The sequence below is a fragment of the Streptomyces roseolilacinus genome (assembly GCF_014649335.1).
GTDB classification, from domain to species: Bacteria; Actinomycetota; Actinomycetes; order Streptomycetales; family Streptomycetaceae; genus Streptomyces; species Streptomyces roseolilacinus.
Map to the genome: position 1 here is coordinate 299,159 of NZ_BMSV01000004.1, position 23,208 is coordinate 322,366.

General features: G+C 73.6%; 19 protein-coding genes. 4 read left to right on the forward strand and 15 right to left on the reverse strand.

The annotated features are described in order from the left end of the window. Positions 1–357 precede the first annotated feature (357 nt). The 3 genes from IE106_RS11540 to IE106_RS11550 are packed head-to-tail and all read left to right on the forward strand — an operon-like array spanning position 358 to position 3,430. Positions 358–606 carry a hypothetical protein gene (locus tag IE106_RS11540; protein WP_229840292.1) on the forward strand — a complete coding sequence of 83 codons (249 nt, stop codon included), beginning with the start codon at positions 358–360 and terminating at the stop codon, positions 604–606. Next, positions 603–2,933, forward strand: a complete 2,331-nt coding sequence (locus tag IE106_RS11545) for a heavy metal translocating P-type ATPase (RefSeq protein ID WP_189532671.1) — start codon at positions 603–605, stop codon at positions 2,931–2,933. Before IE106_RS11540 ends, IE106_RS11545 begins: the two co-directional genes overlap by 4 nt. Continuing rightward, positions 2,930–3,430, forward strand: coding sequence for a copper chaperone PCu(A)C (locus IE106_RS11550; RefSeq protein WP_189532672.1), 501 nt, complete (start codon positions 2,930–2,932; stop codon positions 3,428–3,430). The genes IE106_RS11545 and IE106_RS11550 overlap by 4 nt, the downstream gene beginning before the upstream one ends. A gap of 4 nt (positions 3,431–3,434) precedes the next feature. Here IE106_RS11550 and IE106_RS11555 read toward each other — a convergent pair whose 3' ends face one another. The 10 genes from IE106_RS11555 to IE106_RS11600 all read right to left on the reverse strand — a co-directional run bounded on the left by IE106_RS11555 (position 3,435) and on the right by IE106_RS11600 (position 14,386). Next, a complete protein-coding gene (locus IE106_RS11555; RefSeq protein WP_189532674.1) occupies positions 3,435–4,352 on the reverse strand; it encodes an alpha/beta hydrolase in 918 nt (305 codons plus the stop codon). A 46-nt stretch (positions 4,353–4,398) separates the two neighbouring features. Beyond that, entirely contained in the window at positions 4,399–5,787 is a 1,389-nt protein-coding gene (locus tag IE106_RS11560) for an NDP-hexose 2,3-dehydratase family protein (RefSeq protein ID WP_189532677.1), read from the reverse strand. After that, positions 5,784–6,818 carry an NAD-dependent epimerase/dehydratase family protein gene (locus tag IE106_RS11565; RefSeq protein WP_189532679.1) on the reverse strand — a complete coding sequence of 345 codons (1,035 nt, stop codon included), beginning with the start codon at positions 6,816–6,818 and terminating at the stop codon, positions 5,784–5,786. Before IE106_RS11565 ends, IE106_RS11560 begins: the two co-directional genes overlap by 4 nt. Further along, positions 6,809–7,411 (reverse strand): dTDP-4-dehydrorhamnose 3,5-epimerase family protein, encoded by a 603-nt coding sequence (locus IE106_RS11570; protein WP_189532681.1) that lies wholly within the window; start codon positions 7,409–7,411, stop codon positions 6,809–6,811. The genes IE106_RS11565 and IE106_RS11570 overlap by 10 nt, the downstream gene beginning before the upstream one ends. Before the next feature lie 31 nt (positions 7,412–7,442). Continuing rightward, complete coding sequence (locus tag IE106_RS11575) at positions 7,443–8,567, reverse strand: DegT/DnrJ/EryC1/StrS family aminotransferase (RefSeq protein WP_189532683.1); 1,125 nt, start codon at positions 8,565–8,567, stop codon at positions 7,443–7,445. A gap of 30 nt (positions 8,568–8,597) precedes the next feature. Then, positions 8,598–9,575: a dTDP-glucose 4,6-dehydratase gene (rfbB, locus tag IE106_RS11580; protein WP_189532685.1), complete on the reverse strand. Its 978-nt coding sequence runs from the start codon at positions 9,573–9,575 to the stop codon at positions 8,598–8,600. After that, the gene (rfbA, locus tag IE106_RS11585; protein WP_189532687.1) at positions 9,572–10,480 is read right to left on the reverse strand and encodes a glucose-1-phosphate thymidylyltransferase RfbA; all 909 of its coding nucleotides are present in this window, start codon (positions 10,478–10,480) and stop codon (positions 9,572–9,574) included. The genes rfbB and rfbA overlap by 4 nt, the downstream gene beginning before the upstream one ends. A 45-nt stretch (positions 10,481–10,525) precedes the next feature. Beyond that, on the reverse strand, positions 10,526–11,881 hold the full coding sequence (locus IE106_RS11590) for a cation:proton antiporter (RefSeq protein WP_189532689.1): 1,356 nt from the start codon (positions 11,879–11,881) through the stop codon (positions 10,526–10,528). Positions 11,882–11,969: 88 nt separating this feature from the next. Continuing rightward, the gene (locus tag IE106_RS11595; protein WP_189532691.1) at positions 11,970–12,968 is read right to left on the reverse strand and encodes an L-tyrosine/L-tryptophan isonitrile synthase family protein; all 999 of its coding nucleotides are present in this window, start codon (positions 12,966–12,968) and stop codon (positions 11,970–11,972) included. A 104-nt stretch (positions 12,969–13,072) separates the two neighbouring features. Further along, entirely contained in the window at positions 13,073–14,386 is a 1,314-nt protein-coding gene (locus tag IE106_RS11600) for a cytochrome P450 family protein (RefSeq protein WP_189532693.1), read from the reverse strand. A 489-nt stretch (positions 14,387–14,875) separates the two neighbouring features. Between IE106_RS11600 and IE106_RS11605 the strand changes: the two genes are divergently transcribed. Further along, complete coding sequence (locus IE106_RS11605) at positions 14,876–17,827, forward strand: AfsR/SARP family transcriptional regulator (protein ID WP_189532695.1); 2,952 nt, start codon at positions 14,876–14,878, stop codon at positions 17,825–17,827. A 352-nt stretch (positions 17,828–18,179) separates the two neighbouring features. Here the strand turns inward: IE106_RS11605 and IE106_RS11610 are convergent, their stop codons facing one another. The 5 genes from IE106_RS11610 to IE106_RS11630 form a co-directional block, all read right to left on the reverse strand. Continuing rightward, the gene (locus IE106_RS11610; protein ID WP_189532697.1) at positions 18,180–18,437 is read right to left on the reverse strand and encodes a ferredoxin; all 258 of its coding nucleotides are present in this window, start codon (positions 18,435–18,437) and stop codon (positions 18,180–18,182) included. Positions 18,438–18,457: 20 nt separating this feature from the next. Further along, entirely contained in the window at positions 18,458–19,081 is a 624-nt protein-coding gene (locus IE106_RS11615; RefSeq protein ID WP_189532699.1) for a dTDP-4-dehydrorhamnose 3,5-epimerase family protein, read from the reverse strand. 52 nt (positions 19,082–19,133) lie between these two features. Next, entirely contained in the window at positions 19,134–20,285 is a 1,152-nt protein-coding gene (locus IE106_RS11620; RefSeq protein WP_189532701.1) for a nucleotide disphospho-sugar-binding domain-containing protein, read from the reverse strand. Between the two features lie 80 nt (positions 20,286–20,365). Further along, positions 20,366–21,586, reverse strand: coding sequence for an FAD-dependent oxidoreductase (locus IE106_RS11625; protein ID WP_189532702.1), 1,221 nt, complete (start codon positions 21,584–21,586; stop codon positions 20,366–20,368). A 50-nt stretch (positions 21,587–21,636) separates the two neighbouring features. Next, positions 21,637–22,839, reverse strand: coding sequence for a cytochrome P450 (locus IE106_RS11630; protein WP_189532703.1), 1,203 nt, complete (start codon positions 22,837–22,839; stop codon positions 21,637–21,639). Positions 22,840–23,208 lie beyond the last annotated feature (369 nt).

The window sequence follows — 23,208 nt, forward strand, 5'->3', positions numbered from 1 at the left end:
GTACTTCATAGTCGCAGGTGGGACGCGACGGGTTCCCCGGCCTTTCGGGACACCGCGGCCGGAAACAGACGGTCGGCGGCCGTGGTTGGCCGGAAAAACGGCGGAGACTTTCTCCAGGTAGTCGGCCCGCGGCACGCACGGGTTCCCGGCGCGGAACGGGAGAATACTCACGTGCGGTATCACCGCCGAGTCGGGTGGATTCCGCGGATTCTCGTGCCAGCATGAGTGTCCGGGCCGCGGGAAATGACCACCTTCCCCGTTCGGCCCGTCCCTTGTCGGCCCGTCAGCCGCGTGTCCGGGCCATCCCCCGTACCGGGATTCGTGGCTGGCGGGCGCTTGTTTCAGGAGCGGAACATCATGAAGGATGCCCGGCCCGAACAGGCCACGCCCGACCGCCCGGACGCCGCGACGCGCGGGCCGCTCCTGGGCCTGAGCGGGTTCCTGGCACTGCTCGTGGCCCTGCTCGCGGTGTCGTACGCCGTCGGAACGCTCGCCGGGCCCGTCGCCCCCGGCCTCCACCCCGGCAACAGCAGCCCCGCCGAGATGACCGGCGGTGGCGGCGGGACGGACATGGGCGGCATGGACATGGAGGAGATGAGCCGATGACCGCGCCCGGACCCGTGGCCCCCGCCACGACCACCACCGACCTCCTCATCGGCGGCATGACGTGCGGGGCGTGCGTCGCCCGCGTCGAGAAGGGGCTCGCGAAACTGGAGGGCGTGGTCGCGTCGGTCAACCTCGCCACGCACACCGCCCGGGTCACGCACCCGCCGACGTACACCGTCCCCGACCTCGTCGCCGCCGTCGAGCGCTCCGGCTTCACCGCCGAGCCGCCGGCCCCGCCGAAGGCCGAGGAGGAGTCGGAGGGCTCCCGGCAGGAGCGCCGCGACCAGGAGGCGGCCGCCGAGGAGGCGGCGCAGCGGCAGCGGATGTGGGTGACCGTCGCGCTCTCCGTGCCCGTCCTGGCCCTCTCCATGATCCCCGCCCTGCAGTTCAGCAACTGGCAGTGGCTGTGCTTCGCGCTGACCGCGCCCGTCGTCTTCTGGAGCACCTGGCCGTGCCACGTGAAGGCGGCGCGGGGCCTGCGGCACGCGGCGTCCACGATGGACACGCTGGTCTCCCTCGGCACGATCGCGGCGTTCGCCTGGTCGACGTACGCGCTGTTCCTCGGCGGAGCCGGCGTGCCGGGCATGACGATGCCGTTCAGCCTGCTGCCGTCCCCGTCGGCGGACGTCGCGCACGTCTACCTGGAAGCGGCCGTCGCCGTTCCCATGTTCGTGCTGACCGGGCGGTACCTGGAGGCGCGCGCCAAGCGCGGCACCGGTGCCGCGCTGCGGTCGCTGGCCCAGCTGGCCGCGAAGGACGTGGCGGTGCGCTGCGAGAAGTCGGGGCGCGAGCGGCGCATCCCGGTGGAGCAGCTGCGCGTCGGCCAGGTCTTCGTCGTACGGCCCGGGGAGAAGGTCGCCACGGACGGCGTGGTCGTCGAGGGCAGCTCGGCGCTCGACCTGTCGCTGGTGACCGGTGAGAGCGACCCCGTCGAGGTGGGCCCCGGCTCCCCCGCCGTCGGCGCCGCCGTCAACGCGGGCGGGATGCTGCTCGTCCGGGCGACCGCGGTCGGCGAGGACACGCAGCTGGCCCGCATCACCAAGCTGGTGACGAACGCGCTCGCCGGCAAGGCCCGGGCGCAGCGCGTCGCCGACCAGGTCGCCGGGGTGTTCGTGCCGGTCGTGCTGGCGCTGGCGGTGACCGTGCTGGGCTTCTGGCTGGGCGCCGGGGCCGACGCGCAGGTCGCCGTGACCGTCGCGGTGGCCGTGCTGGTCGTCGCCTGCCCGTGCGCGCTGGGCCTCGCCACGCCGACGGCGCTCCTCGCCGCCACCGGGCGCGGCGCCCAGCTGGGCATCCTCGTCAACGGGCCGCGCGCCCTGGAGACCCTGCGCAACGTCGACACGGTCGTCCTCGACAAGACCGGCACGCTCACGACGGGCAAGCTGAAGGTCACCGGCGTCACCCCGCTGGGCGGGGCGCACCGCGACGACGAGCGGCGCGAGGTGCTGCGGCTCGCCGGTGCCGTGGAGCAGGGCTCCGACCACCCGCTGGGCCGGGCCGTCGTCGCGTACGCGCGCCGGACCCTCGGTGAGGACGCGCTGCCGCAGGTCGCCGACTTCGTCTCCACGACCGGGGTCGGCGTCGCCGGCCGGGTCGAGGGGTGGCGCGTCGAGGTCTGCGCGCCCGGCGACGAGGTGCTGCCCGAGCCGCTGGCCGGGGCGCTCACCGCCGCCGAGGAGGCCGCGCACACGCCCGTCCTCGTCAAGGTGGACGGCACGACGCAGGCCGTGGTCGCGCTCGGCGACACGCTGCGGCCGGGCGCGTACCGGGCCGTGGAGCGGATGCGCAGGCTGGGCCTGCGGCCCGTCCTGGCCACCGGTGACCGGGAGGCCACCGCCCGCGCCGTCGCGGCGGAGCTCGGCATCCCGGAGGCGGACGTCCACGCCCGCTGCACGCCCGAGGACAAGGCGGCGCTGGTCGCCGGACTGAAGTCGGAGGGCCGCCGGGTCGCCGTCATCGGCGACGGCGTCAACGACACGGTCGCCCTGGCCGGCGCGGACCTGGGCGTCGCCATGGGCAGCGGTACGGACGCGGCGATCGGCGCGGCGGACGTGACGCTGGTCCGGGAGGACATCGAGGCCGTCGCGGACTCCGTGATGCTGGCCCGCCGCACGCTCGGCACGATCCGGATGAACCTCGTGTGGGCCTTCGGGTACAACGTCGTCACCATCCCGCTCGCGGCGACCGGCTGGCTCAACCCGATGGTGGCGTCGGCCGCCATGTCGGTGAGCTCCGTCATCGTCGTCACCAACAGCCTGCGGCTGCGCGGCTGGCAGCCCGGGCGCCCGGCGAGGACCGCGCGCCGCACCTCGGAGGCACACGCATGAGGACCCCGCGCGACCGGGTCGAGTCGGTCATGCCCGCCCTGTCCGCCGTCGTGGCGAGCGCGCTCGCGCTCGGCGGGCTCACCGCCTGGACGGCGGCGGGCGCGGCGGGCACCCCGGCGGAGCTGGAGGTCACCCACGCGCGGCTCCTCCAGCCCTTCCCCGGACGGGAGTCGACGGCGGTCGTCTTCACCGTGACGAACTCCGGCAACGCCGACGACCGGCTGGTGTCCGTGACGTCCCCGGCGGTCGACGCGGCGATGCTGTCCCAGGACGCGGACGCGGGCGAGTCCGCGGCCCGGATGCAGATGGTCGCCTCCGCGGAGGTGCCGGCGCGGGGAACGCTGGAGATGACGCCGTACGGCACGGACGTGATGGTCGAGCTGCGGAACCCGGTGAAGCTCGGCCAGCGGATCCCGTTCACCCTGTACTTCGCGCAGAGCGGCCCCGTCACCACGGAGGCCCTGGTCGTCCGCCACACGGAGTGGTCCTCCCGCTGACCCCCTACAGGGCGAGCCCCGCCCCGTGCGGGGCGGGCGCCCCCGCGGCCCCCGCCCGGGGGACGCGGCAGAGGAGGTCCTCGAAGAAGGCGAGCGCGCGGCGGTGGTAGGACGCCGCCGCCCACCCCAGGCTGATGTGGTGCCCGGCGGCCGGCTGCCGCACCACCTGGACGCGTTCCGCCGCGGTGAAGTGGGCGGACAACTGCGCCAGCGCCTCCGCGTCGTGGCGCCAGGACGCCTCGTGCTCGGCGAACGTCAGCCGCACCGGCACCGTCGTCCGCGCCGCCACCGCCGGGAAGTCGCGGGGCCAGCGGGCCGCCTGCGCCGCCTCCACGGCGGGCGGGTCGCACATCAGGTCGACGCCCGCGGCGAACGTACCGGGCGGGTAGAGGCTGGGCGGCCCCCACGGCGACCGCGGCTCCCCCGGGCCGGCCGGCCGGCAGCCCTCCGGGACCTGGTCGGAGGCGTGGCGGTGGCCGCACCCCGAGACGTCCAGGCCGACGAGCCGCTCGTGGAGGCCCCGGGCGGCCGCCGTCAGCGCGACCTGCCCGCCGAAGGAGTGCCCGAGGAGGAGGACGCCGTCGCCGAGCGCGTGCCGGGCGGCGAAGTCGGCGAACGCCGCCCGGATCAGGTCCGCCTGCTCGGTACGGTCCGCGCCGTCCGGCAGGTGGGGCGCGGACGCCCCGTAGCCGGGGCGGTCGAGGGCCAGGACGGTGAAGCCGAGGCGCGCCCCGAGGGCCAGCAGGGACACGCTCGGGTGCGCCCGGCCGTCGAAGTAGCCCGCGGTCGTCCCCCCGCCGTGCAGCGCGAGCACCGTTCCGCGCGGCTCTCCGGGCGGCTCGGCGAGCAGGCCGGAGAGGGCCAGGCCGCCGGCGTCCAGTGTGACGCGTGCGGCCGCGCGGGAGGGGGGTGTGAGCGGCATGGGTCCTCCTGTTCCGGATGGGGGGCTGGGGTGGGGTCCTCGGTCCTCACAGGCGCACGGCGCCCGAGGTGAGGCAGGCCAGGAGCGTGCGCGCCTGGACGTTGACGTAGTGGCCGTGCGCCGTCAGGGAGTTGAGCTGCCCGACGGACACCCACCGGTAGGCGGGCGGGGGTTCGAGGGGGGCCGTCTCCTCGTCCCCGGCGACGAAGAGGTAGCGGATGCGGGCCTCCAGGAAGCGGCCGCCCTCCTCGGAGTGCTCGACCGCGTAGTGCGCGTCGCCCCGCCCGGCGGCGGCGAGGACCAGGTCGAGGAAGGGCGGCCGCTGCTCGGCGCGTACGGGGTCCCAGTTGCCGGGCGTGCACTGGACGGTCGGGGCCAGCTCGATCGTGTCCAGGTACCCGGCCTCCACCTTGGCGTGGACGAGGACGTGGGGGACGCCGCCGATGCGCCGGTACACGAACGCGGCGACGCCCGTCCCGCACGGTTCGAGCAGCGGCTGCGACCAGCCGGTGACCTCGCGGTTGCCGGCCTCGACGGTGACGCCGGTGATCCGGAAGTACCGTCCGTCGGGCCGTCCGATGCCGTCCGCGTCGCGTTCCCAGCCGTCGACGCCGGCGAGCGGCACGAGCCGCACGTCCACGTCGTGGCGGGCCCGTTCGGCGGTGAACCAGGACAGCAGCTCGGTGTCGGAGTGCAGCGCCCCCGGCTCGGGCGCGGGCATGGGGAAGCAGGCCAGGACCGTGCGGGCGTCCATGTTGACGACGTGGTCGAGGCGCAGCAGCTCGCCGAGCTGGCCGAGGGTGAGCCAGCGGAAGTCGGCGTGGGGCTCCACGTCGGCGGTGGTCTCGACGAGCGTGTTCCGGTTCGACTTGCGGTAGAACCACGAGCCGTGCTCCGACTGGAGGGAGTCGGTGAGGACCCGGCCGCGGGCGGGGTCGGCGAAGTACTCCAGGTACCTCACGCCGGCGCCCCGGTGGACCCGCTGGTAGTTGCTGCGGGTGGCCTGCACGGTCGGGGACAGCTGGAGCAGGTTCGGGTTGCCGGGCTCCATCTTGGCCTGCATGAGGAAGTGCAGGACCCCGTCGAACTCCTTGGCGAGGATGCCGAGCACCCCCACCTCCGGCTGGTGGATGACGGGCTGCCGCCAGCTGGTGAACGGCCCCTCGTCGACCGTCGCGGCCAGGCCCCGCACGGAGAAGAACCGTCCGCTGTGGTGGACGAGGTCGCCGCCGTTCGGCTGGAAGGACCAGCCGTCGAGCCGGTCGAGGGGCGTGCGGCGCACCGCGAACCGGTGGGCGCGGGCCCGCCGGGCGAGCCAGCCGGGGACGTCCTCGGTACGGAGGTGGTGGCCGTGCCCGGTCGCGGCGGCCGACCGGGCGAGCCGCGCGGGCAGGTCCTGCGCGGCGCGGGGCCGCAACCGCGCGGCGGCGGTCACGCCACGCCTCCCGCGACCTGCTCCCCCCGGCCCCGGGCCGCGCGCTCCGCCTCGTCGGCCAGGTGGTCGACGGTGCGGCGCAGCGCCTCGGGGAACGGGGTGGCGGGCGCCCAGCCGGTGGCGGCGCGGAACGCGGAGGCGTCGATGGTGACGCTGGCGAAGTCGCCCGCCTCGGCGTGCGCGGGCGGCTCGACGGTCACGACCGGCACCGGTGGCCTGCCGGTGCGGTGCGAGACGAGGATGGCGACCTGCTGGAGGACCGGGCCCAGCCGGCGGCCCTCGCCGGTGCCCAGCAGCCAGTGCCGGCCGGCGAGCGCCTCGGCGTGGTCGATCCCGGCGACGACGGCGCGCGCCAGGTCGTCGATGTACAGCAGGTCGCGGCGGACGGAGCCGTCGTGCCACATGGTGATGGGGTCGCCGGCGAGGGCGCGGCGGGTCATCGCGGAGACGATGCCCCGGTCGCGGGCGGTGGAGCCGGGGCCGTACCCGAAGACGGTGGGCAGCCGCAGGGACGTGCCGCACAGGACGCCGCGGGCGGTCGCGTCGAGGAGGACGCGCTCGGCGGCGAGCTTCTGCCGGTCGTAGGCGCCGGCCGGGCGGTCGTCCTCGGTGCCGTCGAGGACGTCCTTGCCGGTGGGGCCGGCCTGGGAGGCGGCGCCGGTGAAGACGACCTTCGGCGGGGGGCCGCCGGTGCGGGCGGCGAGGGCGTCGACGAGGTCGCGGGCGAGGCCGGTGTTGACGCGTTCGGCGGCCGCGTCGCCGTCCTCGACGCGCCAGGTGGAGGTGGCGGCGCTGTAGAGGGTGGCGAGGACGACGACGTCCGCGCCGTCGACGGCGGCGGCCATCTCACCGGGCTCGGTGAGGTCGGCGGCGCGCACCTCGACGTCGGCGCGGGCGCCGGGGGGCACGGGGGCCGGGCGGCGGGACACGGCGCGTACGCGCACGGGCCGGGCGGCCAGTTCGCGCAGGACGGCGGAGCCGACGAAGCCGGTGGCGCCGAGGAGCGCGATCCGGGGCGGGTTCACTGCCACAGCGCGGCCTCCACCTTCCGGCAGGTGTCGTACTCGGGCAGCAGGCCCCGCTCGCGCGCCTCGGCGAGGGTCGGGGCGGCGGTGTCCCGCTCGGACCGGGTGAGGTCGTGGCCGTCGGGGACGGGCAGGCCCAGGGCCGGGTCGAGGGGGGAGACGGCCAGCTCGTTCTCCGGCACGTACCCCGACGACATCACGTACACGACCATCGAGTCGTCCTCCAGGGAGAGGAAGGCGTGGCCGACGCCGACGGGGACGTACAGCGCCCGGCAGGTGTCGCCGCCCAACTCGGCGGCCTCCCAGCGGCCGAACGTGGGGGAGCCGACGCGCAGGTCGACGAGGTAGTCGTGGACGCGGCCGTAGGGGCAGTAGACGTACTTGGCGCGGCCGGGCGGCGTGGTCGTGTAGTGGATGCCGCGCAGCACTCCGCGGGCGGAGAGGTTGTGGCTGATGTCGCGGACGGGGAACAGGCTCCTGCCGCGGGCGCCGGTGAACGGGGCGTCCTGGTACGGCGAGGTGAACAGCCCGCGGTCGTCGCGGTGGACGGGCGGCGTGAACGCGAGAGCGCCCTCGATGCCCAGGGTCCGTACCTGCACGGTGCTCACTCCCTTCCGGTGGAGGTGGCGGTCACAGCCCGGTGATCACGTCGCGCAGGGCGCCGATGACGCGGTCCTGGACGGCTTCGGGCAGCGACGGGTACATGGGCAGCGAGAAGATCTCGCCGGCGAGCCTCTCGGTGACGGGCAGCGATCCGGGCTTCCAGCCGAGGTGGGCGAAGCCGGACATGGTGTGCACGGGCCACGGGTAGCTGATGTTGAGCGCGATGTCGTGGGCCTTGAGGGCCTCCACGACGTCGTCGCGGCGCGGGTGGCGGACGACGTACACGTAGTACACGTGGGTGTTGCCGGGGTTGGTGGCGGGCAGCAGGAGGCCCCCGGGGCCGGTGAGGTCGGCGAGTCCCTCCTCGTAGCGCCGGGCGACGGCGCCCCGGGCCTCGACGTACGCGTCGAGGCGGGTGAGCTTGCGGCGCAGGATCTCGGCCTGGACCTCGTCGAGGCGGGCGTTGTGGCCGGGGGTGCGGACGACGTAGTACGTCTTGTCCATGCCGTAGTAGCGCAGCTGGCGGACGGCCCGGTCGGTCTCCTCGTCGGCGGTGAGGACGGCGCCGCCGTCGCCGTACGCGCCGAGGACCTTCGTCGGGTAGAAGGAGTACGCGGCGGCGTGGCCCATCGTGCCGGCGGGCCGGCCGTGGTGGCGGGCGCCGTGCGCCTGGGCGCAGTCCTCCAGGATCCTCAGGCCGTGCCGTTCGGCGAGGCGGCGCAGCGGCTCCATGTCGGCGCACTGCCCGTAGAGGTGGACCGGCAGGAGGACCTTGGTGCGGTCGGTGATCGCGGCCTCGACCTGGTCGGTGTCGATGAGGAAGTCCTCCTCGCGGACGTCGACGAAGACGGGCGTGGCGCCGGTGGAGACGATCGCGACGACCGTCGGGGCGGCCGTGTTGGAGACGGTGACCACCTCGTCGCCGGGGCCGACGCCGAGGGCCTCGAGGGCGAGCTTCAGGGCGTTGGTGCCGTTGTCGACGCCGGTGCACCGGTGGCCGGCGCCGTGGTAGGCGGCGAACTCCTCCTCGAACCCCCGGACGCTGTCGCCGAGCACGAGGCGGCCGGACGCGAAGACCTTCCCGACCGCTTCGAGGATGTCGTCCTTCTCCTTCGCGTACTCGGGCAGGTAGTCCCAGACGTACGTGGTCATGGTTCTCCTCGGGTGCGTGACGGCTGCGGTTCAGGGTCGGGACGTCGTGCGGGCGGCCTTCCACCAGTCGGGGTTGTCGCGGTACCAGGCGACGGTCGCGGCGAGCCCCTCGCCGAAGGGGTGGCGCGGGGCGTAGCCGAGTTCGTCGCGGATCTTGCGGTCGTCGAGGGCGTAGCGCAGGTCGTGGCCCTTGCGGTCGGGGACGCGGCGGACCATCGAGGGGCCGGCGCCGCAGAGGGCGAGGATCCGCTCGGTGAGGTCGCGGTTGGTGAGTTCGTCGCCGCCGCCGACGTTGTAGACCTCGCCGGCCCGGCCGCGGGTGAGGACGAGGTGGACGGCGCGGCAGTGGTCGTCGACGTGGAGCCACTCGCGGCGGTTGCGGCCGTCGCCGTACAGCGGGACGGGCTCGCCCCGCAGGAGGTGGGTCACGAAGCGCGGGACGAGCTTCTCGGGGTGCTGGCGGGGCCCGTAGTTGTTGGAGCAGCGGGTGACGGAGACGTGCAGCCCGTGGGTGCGCCAGTGGGCGCGGGCGACGAGGTCGGCTCCGGCCTTGGACGCGGCGTAGGGGGAGTTGGGCAGCAGCGGCGACTCCTCGGTCCACGAGCCGGTGTCGATGGAGCCGTACACCTCGTCGGTGGAGACGTGGACGACGCGTCCGACGCGGGCGGCGACGGCGGCCTCCAGGAGGGTCTGCGTGCCCAGGACGTTGGTGCGGACGAAGTCGGCGCCGCCGTCGATGGACCGGTCGACGTGCGACTCGGCGGCGAAGTGGACGACCGCGTCGTGGCCGGGCAGCAGCCCGGCGAGGAGCGGGGCGTCGCACACGTCGCCGCGGACGAAGGCGAGCCGGTCGTGGGCGGCGGGCAGGTTGGCCCGGTTGCCGGCGTAGGTCAGCTTGTCGAGGACGGTGACGGTGTGCGCGGCGCCGGGCTCGTACGCGTCGTCGAGCAGGGCCCGTACGTAGTGGGAGCCGATGAAGCCGGCGCCGCCGGTCACCAGGATCCTCATGCGCGCTCCTCGGGTCGCACGGCGCCCCCCTCGTGCCGGGCGTCGCTGGTGATGTCCATCAGGTAGCGGCCGTAGGGGGACTTGGACAGGGCGAGGCCGAGCCGGTGGCAGGCGTCGCGGTCGATGTACCCCATGCGCCAGGCGATCTCCTCGACGCAGCCGATGCGGACGCCCTGGCGGCGGGAGAGGATCTGCACGTACTGGCCGGCCTCGGTGAGGGCGTCGTGGGTGCCGGTGTCGAGCCACACGAAGCCGCGCCCCAGCTGCACGAACTCGACCTTGCCGCGTTCCAGGTAGACGCGGTTGACGTCGGTGATCTCCAGTTCGCCGCGTGCGGAGGGGCGCAGGGAGCGGGCGATGCGGACGACGTCGTTGTCGTAGAGGTACAGGCCGGTGACGGCCAGGTTGGAGCGGGGCCTGGCGGGTTTCTCCTCCAGGCGGACGAGGCGCCCCTCGGTGTCGATCTCCCCGACGCCGTACCGCTCGGGGTCGCCGACCGGGTAGCCGAACAGGACGCAGCCGTCGACGTCCCTGGCGCTGGTGCGCAGGATCTCGCCGAAGCCGGGCCCGTGGAAGAGGTTGTCGCCGAGGATGAGGGCGACGGAGTCGTCCCCGATGTGCTCGGCGCCCAGGACGAACGCGTCGGCGAGGCCGCGCGGCTTGTCCTGTTCGGCGTAGCTGAGGGTGAGGCCGAGGGTGGAGCCGTCGCCCAGGAGGCGCTGGAAGCCCGGCACCTCACCCGGCGCGGCGATGACCTGGATCTCGGTGACGCCGGCCAGCATCAGCACGGACAGCGGGTAGTAGATCATCGGCTTGTCGTAGACCGGCAGCAGCTGCTTGGAGACGCCCAGCGTGATGGGGTGCAGCCGGGTGCCGTTGCCGCCGGCCAGGATGATTCCCTTCATCCTCCGGTCCCTTCCGGTGTCGCAGCGGTCGCGGACCCGGCCCGGTCACGGGTCGGCGGTGGTGCGGGGGGCCGGGGACGTCTGGGCGGGCCGCGTCCGCGACAGGAAGCGGTGGCCGCGCAGCTCCTCCTCCGCGGTCAGCTCGACCCGGTTCATGGCCAGGCGCAGCAGCGGTGGCGCCATCAGGGAGGTGAGGACGGCCATGAGGACGACGATGGAGTACATCTCCACGGTGAGCAGGCCCAGCCGGACGCCGATCAGGGCGATGATCACCTCGATCACGCCGCGGGCGTTGATGCCGGCTCCCAGGGCGAGCGACTCCCAGCGGTTCATGCGGGTGGTGAGCCCGCCCAGGAAGGCGCCGAGGAACTTGCCGAGGACGGCGACGGCGAACACCGCCATCCCCCACAGGGCGACCTCGGGGTCGACGAGCGAGGTGAGGTCCATGCGCAGGCCGGCGGTCGCGAAGAACAGCGGCGCGAGGACGGACATGATCGTCGTGTTGAGGGGGGCGAGGGACGCCGTGTCGAACTCCTTGGTCCCGCCGATGAGGATGCCGCACAGGAAAGCGCCGAGGGCGGCCTCCAGGCCGAGGGCGTGGGTGCCCGCGGCGGACAGCATCATCAGGACGACGGCGGTGACGACGGGCAGTCCGGGCACGTCGGCGCGGGCGGAGGCGCGCATCGCGGCGCCGACGAGGTACCGGCCCACGGTCACGGTGGCGAGGATGAGCAGGCCGACCTCGCCGAGCGTGGTGAACACCTCGCCGGCGTAGAGGCCGGTGGTGGCCATGGCCGCGATCAGGGACAGCAGGACCCAGCCCACGGCGTCGTCGATGGTGACCGCCACCAGGATCATCTGGCCGACGTCCCGGTGGATGAGCTTCATGTCGATGAGCGTGCGGGCGATGACGGGGATGGCGCTGACGCACATCACGACGCCGACGAACAGCGCGAAGACGGTGGGGTCGGCGCCGGGGGCACGCAGCTGGGCGGGGAGGAGGAAGCCGAGTCCGGCGCCGAGGACGAGCGGGACGAGCAGCCCCGCGGCGCCCACCCCGGCCGCGCGGGCCCCCTGCCTGCGGACGAGCTTGAGGTCGAGGTGGATGCCGCTGAAGCCGACGAGGAGGATGACGCCGAACTGGCCGACCGCGTCGAGGAGGTGCATGTGCTCGGTGCTCTGCGGGAACAGCCAGTTCCCGACGCCGGGGGCGACGTGGAACAGCAGGGACGGGCCGAGGAGCACCCCGGCCGTGAGTTCCCCGACGACCGCGGGCATGCCGAGGCGCTCCGCGAGGCGCCCGAGGAGCAGGGCGAACAGCAGCAGTACGCCCACCTGGAGCAGCAGCACCATCAGGGCGTGGCTGGGGAGGGGCTCGACCACCGAGGCGGCCACGGACATGAGCGGTACTCCTTTCCGTACGACGACCCGGGTGCGCGGCCCGGCCGGCGTGACCCGCGGGTCACGCCGGCCGGGCCGCGGTGGTACGTCAGGCCGCCGCCGCGGAGCTCGTGGCGGTGCCCGTCCCGCTGTCGTCGCCGACCGCCTCGAAGTGGCTGGGCCGGCCGTCCTGGTAGACCTCGCGGCCGATCTTCTCGGCGTCGCGGCGGTGCATCAGCTCCCAGGTGCCGTCCGTGTGGTGCATCAGGACGGAGTGCCACGGCGTGGTCCACGCGTCGGCGGCGCCGAGGAGGCGGATGCCGAACTTGATCGAGCCGCGGTTCTGCGGGTGGATGGAGAGCCGGACGTTGTGCGGATACCGCTCGGCGATCAGCTCGCTCCAGGCGCGGCTGCGGAGGATGACCTCGTACGCGCGGCGGCGGCAGTCGCGCTGCAGGGCGGAGCGGGAGCCCTCCCAGCCGGCGGTGTCCTCGACGAGGAACCGGGTGATGCCGCGGTACATGCGCAGCGACGCCTCGTCCTCGCGGACCTCGGCGCGCAGCTCCTCCAGGGACGGGCCGAGGGTCTCGGCGGCCTTCTGGCGCTTCTCGTCGTACGTCAGGTCGGGGCCGTACACGTCGCGCAGGTCGAAGGTGTCGAGGTGGTCGGCGAGGCCCTCGGCGTGGATCATGTCGAGCACCGCGTCGTTGTACGCGTCGATGTGCTCGTCCGGCACGCGGATGACGTCGCCGAAGATGTGGCCGTCGGAGCAGATCAGGACCTTCGCGCCGGGCTCGTAGACCTTCTCGATCTCGGCGCACAGCGAGTCGAGGAAGCGCAGGGCCAGCCGCTCGCCCTGGTCCGGGAGGTGGCCGAAGACCTTGTCCGTGTTGGGCGACTTGCACGGGAAGCCCGGCAGGCTGAAGATCACCTGTTCGTTCTTGGCGACGAAGTCGGCTATCTGACTCAACTGCTCGGGAAAGTCGTCCGGGGTGTCGAGATGGGTGTCGGGCTCCACGGTGCGTCGGTGCGGGATGAGGAGCCGCACGATCTCCTGGCTGATGCGCTCGACCTCGGGCGTCAGGGCGGTGGTGGCGGACTCGGACATGGTTGATCGGCTCGCTTCCGTGAGTCGTGGTGCGGGGAGGAGTGGTCCGGGGGGCGGCCCGGCGGGTCGGTGCCGGGCGCGGTTCGTGCGGCGGGACCGCCGGGTCAGTGCCGCACGGGGCAGCCGCCGCTCGGGGCGGCGTCCGTCGGGCCGTAGGCGACGGGCAGCTCGTTGACGCCGCGGGCGAGGACGGCGCCGACCCAGACCAGGTCCTCGTCCGGGACGGCGAGGCGGATCTGGGGCAGCCGCAGGAGCAGCTGCCGTACGGCGATCTGGAGTTCGACCCGGGCGAGGGCCGCGCCGGGGCAGAAGTGGATGCCGTGCCCGAACGCCATGTGCGGGTTGGGCGAGCGGTCCAGGTCGAGGGTGTCGGCGTCGGGGAACCGCTCGGGGTCGCGGTTGGCGGCGCACAGCGACACGATGATCGAGTCACCGGCGGGGATGGTGGTGCCGAAGAGGTCGGAGTCCTCGGCGAAGAACCGCCACGTGGTCAGCTCGAAGGCGCTGTCGTAGCGCAGGAGTTCCTCGACGGCGCGGGCGAGCAGCGCCTGGTCGGCGTCGCTCATCTCGCCGCTGACGGCCTCCTGGAGCCGGCGCAGCTCGGCGGGGTGGCGCAGGAGGGCGATGAGGGCGGTGGTGATCTGGTTGGTGACCGGCTCCTGGCCGGCGACGAGGAGCTGGAAGACGATGGAGTCCTGCTCCTCCTTGGTGATCTCGCCGGCCTCGCAGGCGCGGACGAGCTTGGTGAGCAGGTCGTCGGCGGGGTGGGCGCGCTTGTGCTCCACCACCTCGGCGATGTAGTTCTGCAGGCCGCGCAGGCGCCCCTCGTACACCGGCCGCTGCGGGTCGCTGGGGCCGACGGGCTGGACGACCTTGCCCCAGTCGCGGTCGAAGCGGGCGGCGATCGCGTCGGGCAGGCCGATGACCTCGGCCAGGACGCGGAAGGGGAAGTGCGCGGCGAAGGCGGAGACCACGTCGACCACGCCGCCGGCGGCCTCCCCGCCGGCGTCGGGGGCGGCGAGGGCGGCGTCGAGGAGTTCGGTGGCGAGCTCCTCGAAGCGGGCGCGCTTCCGCTCGACGTTGCGGGGGGTGAAGGCCTCGGTGACCAGCTTCCGCATCACCGTGTGCTTCGGCGGGTCCTGGTGCAGCAGGTGCACCTGGAGCTGGGAGTGCTGCGGCTCGGGCATGATCGCCGCGCGCTCGCGCCAGGCGCTGTTGCCGAGGTCGTGGTTCTTGCCGAGCCGGTCGTCGGTGAGGGCGTCCTGCGCCGCCTCGTAACCCGTGACCAGCCACGCGTTGACCCCGCTGGGGAAGTTGACCGCGTGGACGGGGCCCTCTTCGCGCAGCTTCCGGTACAGCGGGTACGGGTCGGTCTTGTACTCCTTGCCGTAGAGGGGCAGCGGTTCGGAACGCGACATGGCGTGGTGCTTCCTTCCTGGTGGGTGGTCCGCTCCGGGGGCGGGAGCGGAAGCGGTGGTTCGCGGAACGCTGCACGCACGGTTCGGCCGGGCGCGGGCACGCGGACACGCGCCCGGACGTACGGGGGCGTCGGGCGGCGGGGGTGCGGATCGGTGGTGGAGAAGGGGGCGGTGGTACGCGGGGGGTGCGGGTGGGCCGACCTCTCGGGCGGGCCGCGGGAGCGTTTTCGGAGGACCAACCGCCTGGTGTGCGGGGTCAGATGCGAACCGTCAACGCGTACAAGTCACCAACGCTGAGCGAGTATTCTTGGCCACAGGTCAACATGTCAAGTTGGATCTGTTCAGCACTCAAATTGACGGACACTGACCGGAATTGATCAAAGAACTGTCCTAAATGACTGAGGCCACGGACGCGTTCATCCCATAGAGTGAGTTTCCATGATGGCCTCACGGGGGAGCGCTGTCCGGTTCAGCATTCTGGGCACGTTGATGGTTTCGGTCGGAGAGCAGCAGCTCCACCTGGGTGGACCGCGCGCCCGCGCGGTACTCGCCGCGCTGCTGCTGGAGGCCAATCGGCTGGTGCCGATTTCCCATCTGGTGGAAGCGGTGTGGGAACGCGTCCCGCCCGCCACGGCGGAACACCAGATCCGAAAGATCGTCGCCGATCTCCGTTCACGCATTCCTCACGCGCAGGAAATGATCGCCACCGACGGCCCCGGATACCGGATCATCGTCGACGAGGACCAACTCGACCTCATCCGCTTCGACAAGGCCCTCGACGAGGCCCGCCACTGCGCCACCGTCGACGGCGAGGTCGCCGCCCTGGAGACCGCCCTCGGCCTGTACCGCGGCCGGGTCCTCCCCGACGGCCGCAGCCCCGTCCTCACCTCCGCGGCCGCCGCCCTGGAGGACCGCTACCTCGGCGCCCGGGAACGGCTGCTGGAACTGCGCCTGGAGCAGGGCCGCGCCCACGATGTCGTCAGCGAACTGATGCCGCTCGTCGCCGAACACCCGCTGCGCGAGTCCCTCAGCGCCCTGCTGATGGTCGCCCTGTACCGGGTGGGCCGGCAGGCCGACGCCCTGCGCGTCTACCACGACCTGCGCAACCTGCTCGCCGAACAGCTGGGCATCGACCCGAGCAGCGCCGTCAACTACCGCTACCAGCAGATCCTGCGCAACGAACCGGGACTCGACGCGCCCCCGGCCGCCCGCCACGACCGGCCCGCCGGCCCGCCCGCCCCGGCGCCCCCGCCCCGCTCCCTCCCCCACGACCTGCCCGACTTCACCGGCCGCGAGACGGAACTGGCACGCCTCCTGGCGCACGTCCCACCCGCCCCCGCCGACCCCGCCGACACCCCCCGGGCGGTGCGGATCGTCACCGTCGACGGAATGGCCGGCAGCGGGAAGACCGCCCTCGCCGTACACGCCGCCCACCGCGTCGCCGACCGCTACCCGGACGGCCAGATCTTCCTCGACCTGCACGGCTTCAGCGCGCACTGCGAACCCGTCGAACCGCGCGACGCGCTCGGCACCCTGCTGCGGGCCGTCGGCGTACCCGCCGACCGCATCCCCGACGACCCGGCCGACCGCGAGATCTTATGGCGCGGGATGACCGCCGACCGCCGCATGCTGCTCCTCTTCGACAACGTCCTCGCCTCGGACCAGGTACGCCCCCTCATCCCCGCCGGACCGGGCTGCCTGGTCCTCGTCACGAGCCGCCCCCGCCTCGCCGGACTGGACGGCGCCGCACCGCTGCCCCTGCCGCTGCTCTCCGCCGCCGACGGGCTCGCCCTCCTCGGCCAGCTCCTCGGCCACCGGCGGGTCGCCGCCGAACAGGAGGCCGCCGCCGAACTGGTCGCCCTGTCCGGCCGCCTGCCGCTGGCCCTGCGCATCGTCGCGTCCCGCCTCACCAACCGGCCCCACTGGACCCTCGCCTACCTGGCCGGACGGCTCCGCGAGGAACACCTGCGCCTCGACGAGCTGACCGTCGAACACCGCAGCGTCCGCACCGCGCTCCACCTGTCGTACGCGGCCGTGCCACCCCGCCACCAGGAACTGTTCCGGCTGCTCGGCGCGGTCCCCGGCACCGACTTCGACCGGCACGCCGTCGCCGCCCTCGCCGGACTCACCCCGCACACGGCCGAGACCCTCCTGGAGGACCTGCTCGACGCGCGGCTCCTCGTCCAGCGGACCCCCGGCCGCTACACCTTCCACAGCCTGGTCCGCGCCCTCGCCCGAGAAGCCGCCGCCCACCAGCCGCACACCGCCCACGACGCCCGGCAGCGGCTCCTCGACTACTACCTGAAGATCACCGACGAGGCGGCCGACCTGCTCGGCCCCCGCCGCGAACGCCCCCGCCCGGCGGGCCGGCACCACACCCCCGCCGCCACCCCGCCCCTGCGGGACGCCACCGACGCGCTCGGCTGGTTCGGAGCCGAACGGGCCAACCTGCTCGCCGCCATCACCCACGCCGAGGAGACCGGATCCGACGTCCACGTCGCCCGCCTCCCCCTCGCCTTCGCCCCCTACCTGCACACCCGCGGCCACATCGAGGACGAACTCGGCGTCCTGCGCAAGGCGTCGGCCGCCGCACGCCGCCTCGGCGACCCCGCGCTGGAAGGCGCCGCGCTCACCGGCATGGCCGCCCCCTTCGGCCACCTGGGACGCGTCAAGGAGGGCCTGGCGTGCGCACGGGAGGCCCTCTCCCTCGCCGAACGCGCCGGAGACCGGGGCGGCGCGGCGTTCTGCCTCGGCCGGATCGGCATGTTCCACAACGCCCTCGGCCAGTACGAGAACGCCATCACCGCCCTGCACCGGGCCCTGGTACTGCTGAGCCGCGCCGACGCACACGACGAGGAGAGCACCGTCCTGGCCGCCCTCGGCGAGGCGCAGGCCGCCCTCGGCCGGCACGCCGAAGCACTCCAGACCAGCCGCCTGGTCGTCCTGCACAGCCGGCAGAGCGGCGACACGTACGGCGAACTCACCGGCCTGATGGGCGAAGCCGCCGCCTACGCCGGAGCCGGCCAACTGGACATCGCCCTCGACCGGCTCGCCGAGGCGTCCGAACTCGCCCGGCACACCACCACCCCGGACGGCCAGGCACCCATCCTCGCCCAGTACGCCGACATCTACCGCCGCCAAGGCCGCCACCGCGAAGCCCTGCACGCCGGACACACCGCGCTCCAACTCCTGCGCCGGGTCCGCCGCCCCGCCCTGTCGGCCGCCGTCCACAACGTCATCGGCAGCGTTCACCGCGACCGCGGCGACTACGAACGCGGCGAAGGCCACCACCAGAAGGCCCGCCGCCTCGCCCAACAAGCCGGCCTGCGGCGCGAACTGACCCTCGCCCTCGACGGCATCGCCCACGCCCGCGCCCACGGCGAGGGCCCGCACGAGGCCAAGGAGCACGAGCCGCGGGGGGAGTGTTCTCTGGTCTATTGAGCTCGTTCCGCCTCCGGGGCGCTTTGAGCGGGTGTCGACAGGCCGAACGTGCTCAACCCCTCGTTCCTCGGGGTCTGCGCGCGATCGGCCTGTCGACACCCGCGCGCCCCTTCGGCTCCACGAGCGGCCCCACACGGCACCCTCCCCCTCCCGGGCCCTCAGGTGCGCCCCGCCCACGGCACCGCGAGGCGCACGCCGACGCGCTTCGGTCCCGTGAGTGGCCCACCGGGTGGCCGCGCCCACGGCTCCGTAGGCCGTGCGCGGCCTTCGGCCGGCAACGCCGGAGGGGCACGCGGGTCACCGGGTCGGTGTCCGCGTGCCCCTCGGTGGCGCGTGGTTCACGGGGTGGGGCTCACCGCAGGGGGGCCAGTACCTCGCCCGTCGTCGCGTCGCGTACCGTGATCGCCTCCATGGGGCAGGTCTCCGCCGCGTCCGTCACCGCGTCGTCCGGGGTGATCACGTCCTCGACCGGGCGCGCCCGCCCCCCGTCCAACCGCATCCGGCCGTGCGCCGTGCCGAGGCACAGGCCCGTGCCCGCGCACACCAGCCGGTCGACCTCGATCCGCCACTTGCCGGCGTCACCCTGCACCTGGTCCTGCTCCTGGGACATCTTCCTGTCTTCCTTTCACGTCACGATGTGGACGCGGCACGGGCGGCCGCGCGCAGCGACCGCTCCACGGTCAGCGCGGCGTCGTAGCCGGGCAGGATCCCCCTGCGCTCCGCCTCGGCCATCGTCACCGCCCCCCGGTCGCGTTCCGAGATGATCAGATCCGAGTCGTCGGGGATCGGCAGGCCGAGATCCGGATCGAGTACCGAGACCGCCTCCTCGTCCTCCTCCACGTGCTCCGCGGACATGAGGTCGGTGATGACGGTGTCCTCCAGGGCCACGCACGCGTGGCCCACCCCGGCGGGCACGTACACCCCGCTCGGGTACTCGGCGTCCAGCACGAGGGACTCCCACGCGCCGAACGTCGGCGAGCCCACCCGCACGTCGACGACGACGTACAGCGCGCGGCCCCGCGAACAGTGCACGTACTTGGCGACGCCCGGCGGGGTGCGCGTGAAGTGCACCCCGCGCACCGTCCCCCGCCGCGACCGGCTGTGGTTCGCCTGCCGCACGGGGAACAGCGGACCCCCGGTCGCCGTCTCGAAGGCCTCCTCACGGTAGGGGGAGGCGACGTAGCCGCGCACGTCGTGAAGCGTCCGCGGCACGAACAGGAAAGCCCCCGCGGTCTTCAGCTCACGCACCTCCACGACGTCCCGCCCCTCCCGCCGGCCGCGTCGTCCCGCCGGTCACCACCGCGCGTCAGCGCGCCGCCAGCTCCTCCAGGCGGGTGACGACGTCGTGCGGCGTCGGCATGGCCCTGATCTCCGCGCGGACCTCCGCCGCGGCCTCGCGGATCGACGGGTCCGCCATGACCGACTCCAGCAGCTCCGGGCCGATGTCGTCCGGCTCGGCGACGCGGCCCACGCCGCGGTCGGCGATCGCCCGGGCGACGACCGGCCGGCCCAGACCCTTGAAGGCGGGCATGACCTGCGGCAGGCCGTGCACCATCGCGCCCAGCGCCGTGCCGGGACCGGCGTGGTGGACCACCGCCGAACAGGTCGCCAGGAGAGCGCTGTACGGCACCCAGTCGAAGGCCCGGACGTTGTCGGGCAGCGGCCCGAACGGCTCCAGGTCGACGCGCGGCAGGACGACCACGAACTCGGCGTCCGCCTTCGGCGCCGCCGCGATGATCCGCTCCAGGATGACCGCCGCCTCCCCCGGCACGGGCCCGCTGCCCAGCGTGACGGCGATGCGGGGCCGCTCGGGCCGGGTGTTCAGCAGGTCGTACAGCGGCTTCGGCAGCGGCCCGCTGCCGTTGTACGGGACGAAGCCCATCGACCACATGCCCGGCCCGGTCGGCACGACGCTGGGCGGCGTGATGTCGATGGTGGCCCGCGCCTCGGGCAGGGAGACGCCGTGCGCCTCGAAGAGGTCCCCGTGCAGCTCGCTCATCATCTCCGCGGACGGGTTGACGAAGCCGAAGCCGTGCTGCACCGCGGGCACGCCCAGCTTGGCTGCGGCGACGATGCCGGGCGTGAGCAGCGGCGAGTGGACGACCACGTCGGGCCGCCACTCCTCCGCCGTGCGGATCACCGCGTCGACCATGTCGGGCTGGAGCCGCAGCGCCGCCGCCACGGCCCCGCCGACGACCTCCAGGTACGGCACGCCCGACGCCTCCTGGAGGAGCTTCGCGGCGACCTCCGGGTGGTTCTGCGCCAGCTTGCCGACCATCCGGTCCAGGGACAGGCCGGGCGCCACGTCGACGGTGCGGGCGCCCGCCTCGCCGAGGGCCAGGCCGGGCCCGCAGGACGCAACCAGCACCTCGTGGCCGGCCATCTGCAGGGCCCAGGACAGCGGCACCATCGGATAGGTGTGGCCCGTGCCCGGGGTGATCGTCATCAGTACACGCATGGGTGGCGGTTCTCCGTTCGGAAGGCGGGCGGCGGTGCGCGGGACGGACGGGAGGGGACGGGAGGGACGGGGGCGGCGGGTCAGCGCAGTGGCGGGACGGGGTGCTCGGGGCGCAGCCCGATGGCCATCGCGCGGGCCGGCCCGCCCTGGAGCGCCGGCACCCGCTTCATCAGCCGCAGCACCGCGGGCGTGGACGACCTGCCCTCCCCCCGGATCCACGGCTCCAGGAACCGGGTCTGGAGGAACCGCTGGATCCGCTGCGTGGCGGCGGTGGGCGCCATCCGGCGCTTCTGCACCCGCGCCAGGTGCTCGTCGGTGAGGGTGCCCTCGCGCAGCGGTCCCGCCAGGACGTTGGCGGCGGCGACGGCGTCCTGGAGGGCGAGGTTGATGCCGACGCCCATGATCGGGGACATGGTGTGGGCGGCGTCGCCGATGCACAGCAGGCCGGGCCGCCACCAGCGGACGAGCCGGTCGATCTGCACGTCGAGGACCTTGACGTCGTCCCAGCTGCGCAGGTCGTCCTCCAGCCGGCCGGCGAGGAACGGGGTGAGCCCGGCGAGCAGTTCGCGGAACCGGTCCAGGCCCTGGGAGCGCAGCTCCTCGTACCCGCCCTTGCGGACGGCGATGGCCGACTGCCAGTGCCCGAGCCGCTCGATGCGGACGAACAGCTGCCCCTCGGAGAGCCGCCCGACCATGCCGCCCGGGTCGCCCTCCTCCTTGGTCAGCCTGAACCACAGGACGTCCATGCGGGAGCCGAAGACCCGCGGCCGCAGGCCGGCGGCGTCGCGGACCGCCGAGCGCCGGCCGTCCGCGCCGACCACCAGCTCGGCGGCCAGCTCGTGCCCCTGCCCGTCCGCGTCCTCGTAGCGCAGGCCGGTGACCCGGCCCCCGGCGGTGGTGACCCCGGTGACCTCGGCGTTCTGCACGAGCCTGAAGTTCGGGAACCGGTTGGCCTCCTCGAGGAGGAAGGTGAGGAAGTCCCACTGCGGGAGGAAGGTGATGTACGGGAACCTGCCCGGCAGCCGGCTGAAGTCCGCCAGGGTGTGCGGCCCGTCGTCGGTGACGACCTGCAGGCGTTCGATGCGCTGGTGGGCGAGCTTCCGGAAGGCCTCGCCCAGGCCCAGTTCGTCCATCAGCTGGTGGGTGGAGGCGTGGACGGTGTCGCCCCGGAAGTCACGGAGGAAGTCCCCGTGCTTCTCCAGGACCACGGTGTCGACTCCGGCGCGTGCCAGGAGCATGCCGAGCATCAGCCCGGCAGGCCCCGCACCGGCGATGGCGCACGTGGTGTGACCTGATGCCATGGTCTCCCTCAATCGGTTCTCGCGTCTCACCCCTCACGCGTCGAAGGAATTCACCAGGTGACGAGCAGGGATTCCGGGGCACGCGCGATGAGGCCCGGCTTCCACGGAACATCCTCCGCGGTACCGGCGAGGCGCAAGGAGGGGAATCTGGCCATCAGGCCCTCCAGCGCGACCCTGAGTTCGGCGCGCGCGAGACTCGCGCCGAGGCAGTAGTGCATTCCGTGGCCGAAGCCGAGGTGCGGGTTGCGCTCCCGGTCGAAGCGGATCGTGTCGGGGTCCTCGAAGACCCGCTCGTCCCGGTCGCCCTGGGCGCGCTGGAAGATGACCGTGTCGCCCTTGCGTATGGTCACCCCGCCGATCACGACGTCCTCCGACGCGCGGCGCGGGAAGCTGCCGACCGAGCGGAGCGGGATGATGCGCAGCATCTCCTCCAGGGCCGGGTCGATCAGCTCCGGGTCGTCGCACAGCCGCGCGTACAGCTCGCGCTGCGCGAGCAGCAGGAAGCAGACGTTCGAGATCATGCTGAGCGAGGTCTCGTGGCCGGCCATGAGCACGCCGATACCGGTGCGCACCGCCTCGACCTCGGACAGCTCGCCCGCGTCCAGCGCCTCGATCATGACCGATACGAGGTCGTCGGAGAGGCTGGAGCGGCGCTTGGCGATGAGCCTGCGGAGGAACTCCTCCAGGCCGTCGCGGGCCTCGTTGATCTCCTCCTTCGTGTGCGCGGAGGTCGCGACGAAGACGTCCGAGTACCGGCGGAACTCGGCGCGCTCCTCGTACGGGACGCCGAACAGCTCCACGATCATGCGGACCGGCAGCGGGATCGCCAGGCGCTGCACCAGGTCACCGGGCGGGCCCGCCTCCTCCATGGCGTCCAGCTCGGAGTCGACGAGGTCTCGCATGCGGTCGGCGAGCTGCGAGACGATGCGCGGCCGGAAGGCGTGGGCGACGACCTTGCGGATCCGGCCGTGGTCCGGCGGGTCCATGCTGAGCAGGTTGCCGGGGCGCAGCGGCAGCGGCGTCACCCGGGCCGTGTCGGGCTCCGTCGCGGCGTGGGAGCTGAACCGGGGATCGGCCAGGAACTCCTTGATCTCGTGGTACCCGGTGAGGAGCCAGGCCTCGCCGCCGTACGGCATCGTCACCCGGGACACCGGTTCGTTGCGGCACAGCTCCGCGTACCGGGGGTGCAGGTCGAGTCTGACGACGGGGCCGAAGGGGTACTTCGGCGGCCCGGCGGTCTCCGTGACGGTCATGGTTGCCACCTTCTGCGTGTCGTCCACCGTGCCGGGAGGGGGAGGAGCAGGGTGCTCAGGCCGTGGCGGACACACACGAAGCCGATGCCCTGCCCTCCGGAGGGATCCCGGCGGTTCGACGGTGGGGAAAAGACGTGAGGAAGAGCTTCTGCGGGCGGGGCGGTCGGTCTTCGGACGGCGGTTGCCTCATCGCGCGCCGAACCGGCCTCTCGTTTCCGGAATCCTCTCACAAGGACCCTTCGGAAAGCCGGTGTTCGATGTCCTGATCACGCCCCCGCACGAAGCGGGTGAACGGCGAAACCCGCCGGTCGGAGGGGGTGCCGAGGGTGTCGGCCCGGAAAGGCGGAAGCCCCACGCACGTGCACGGTG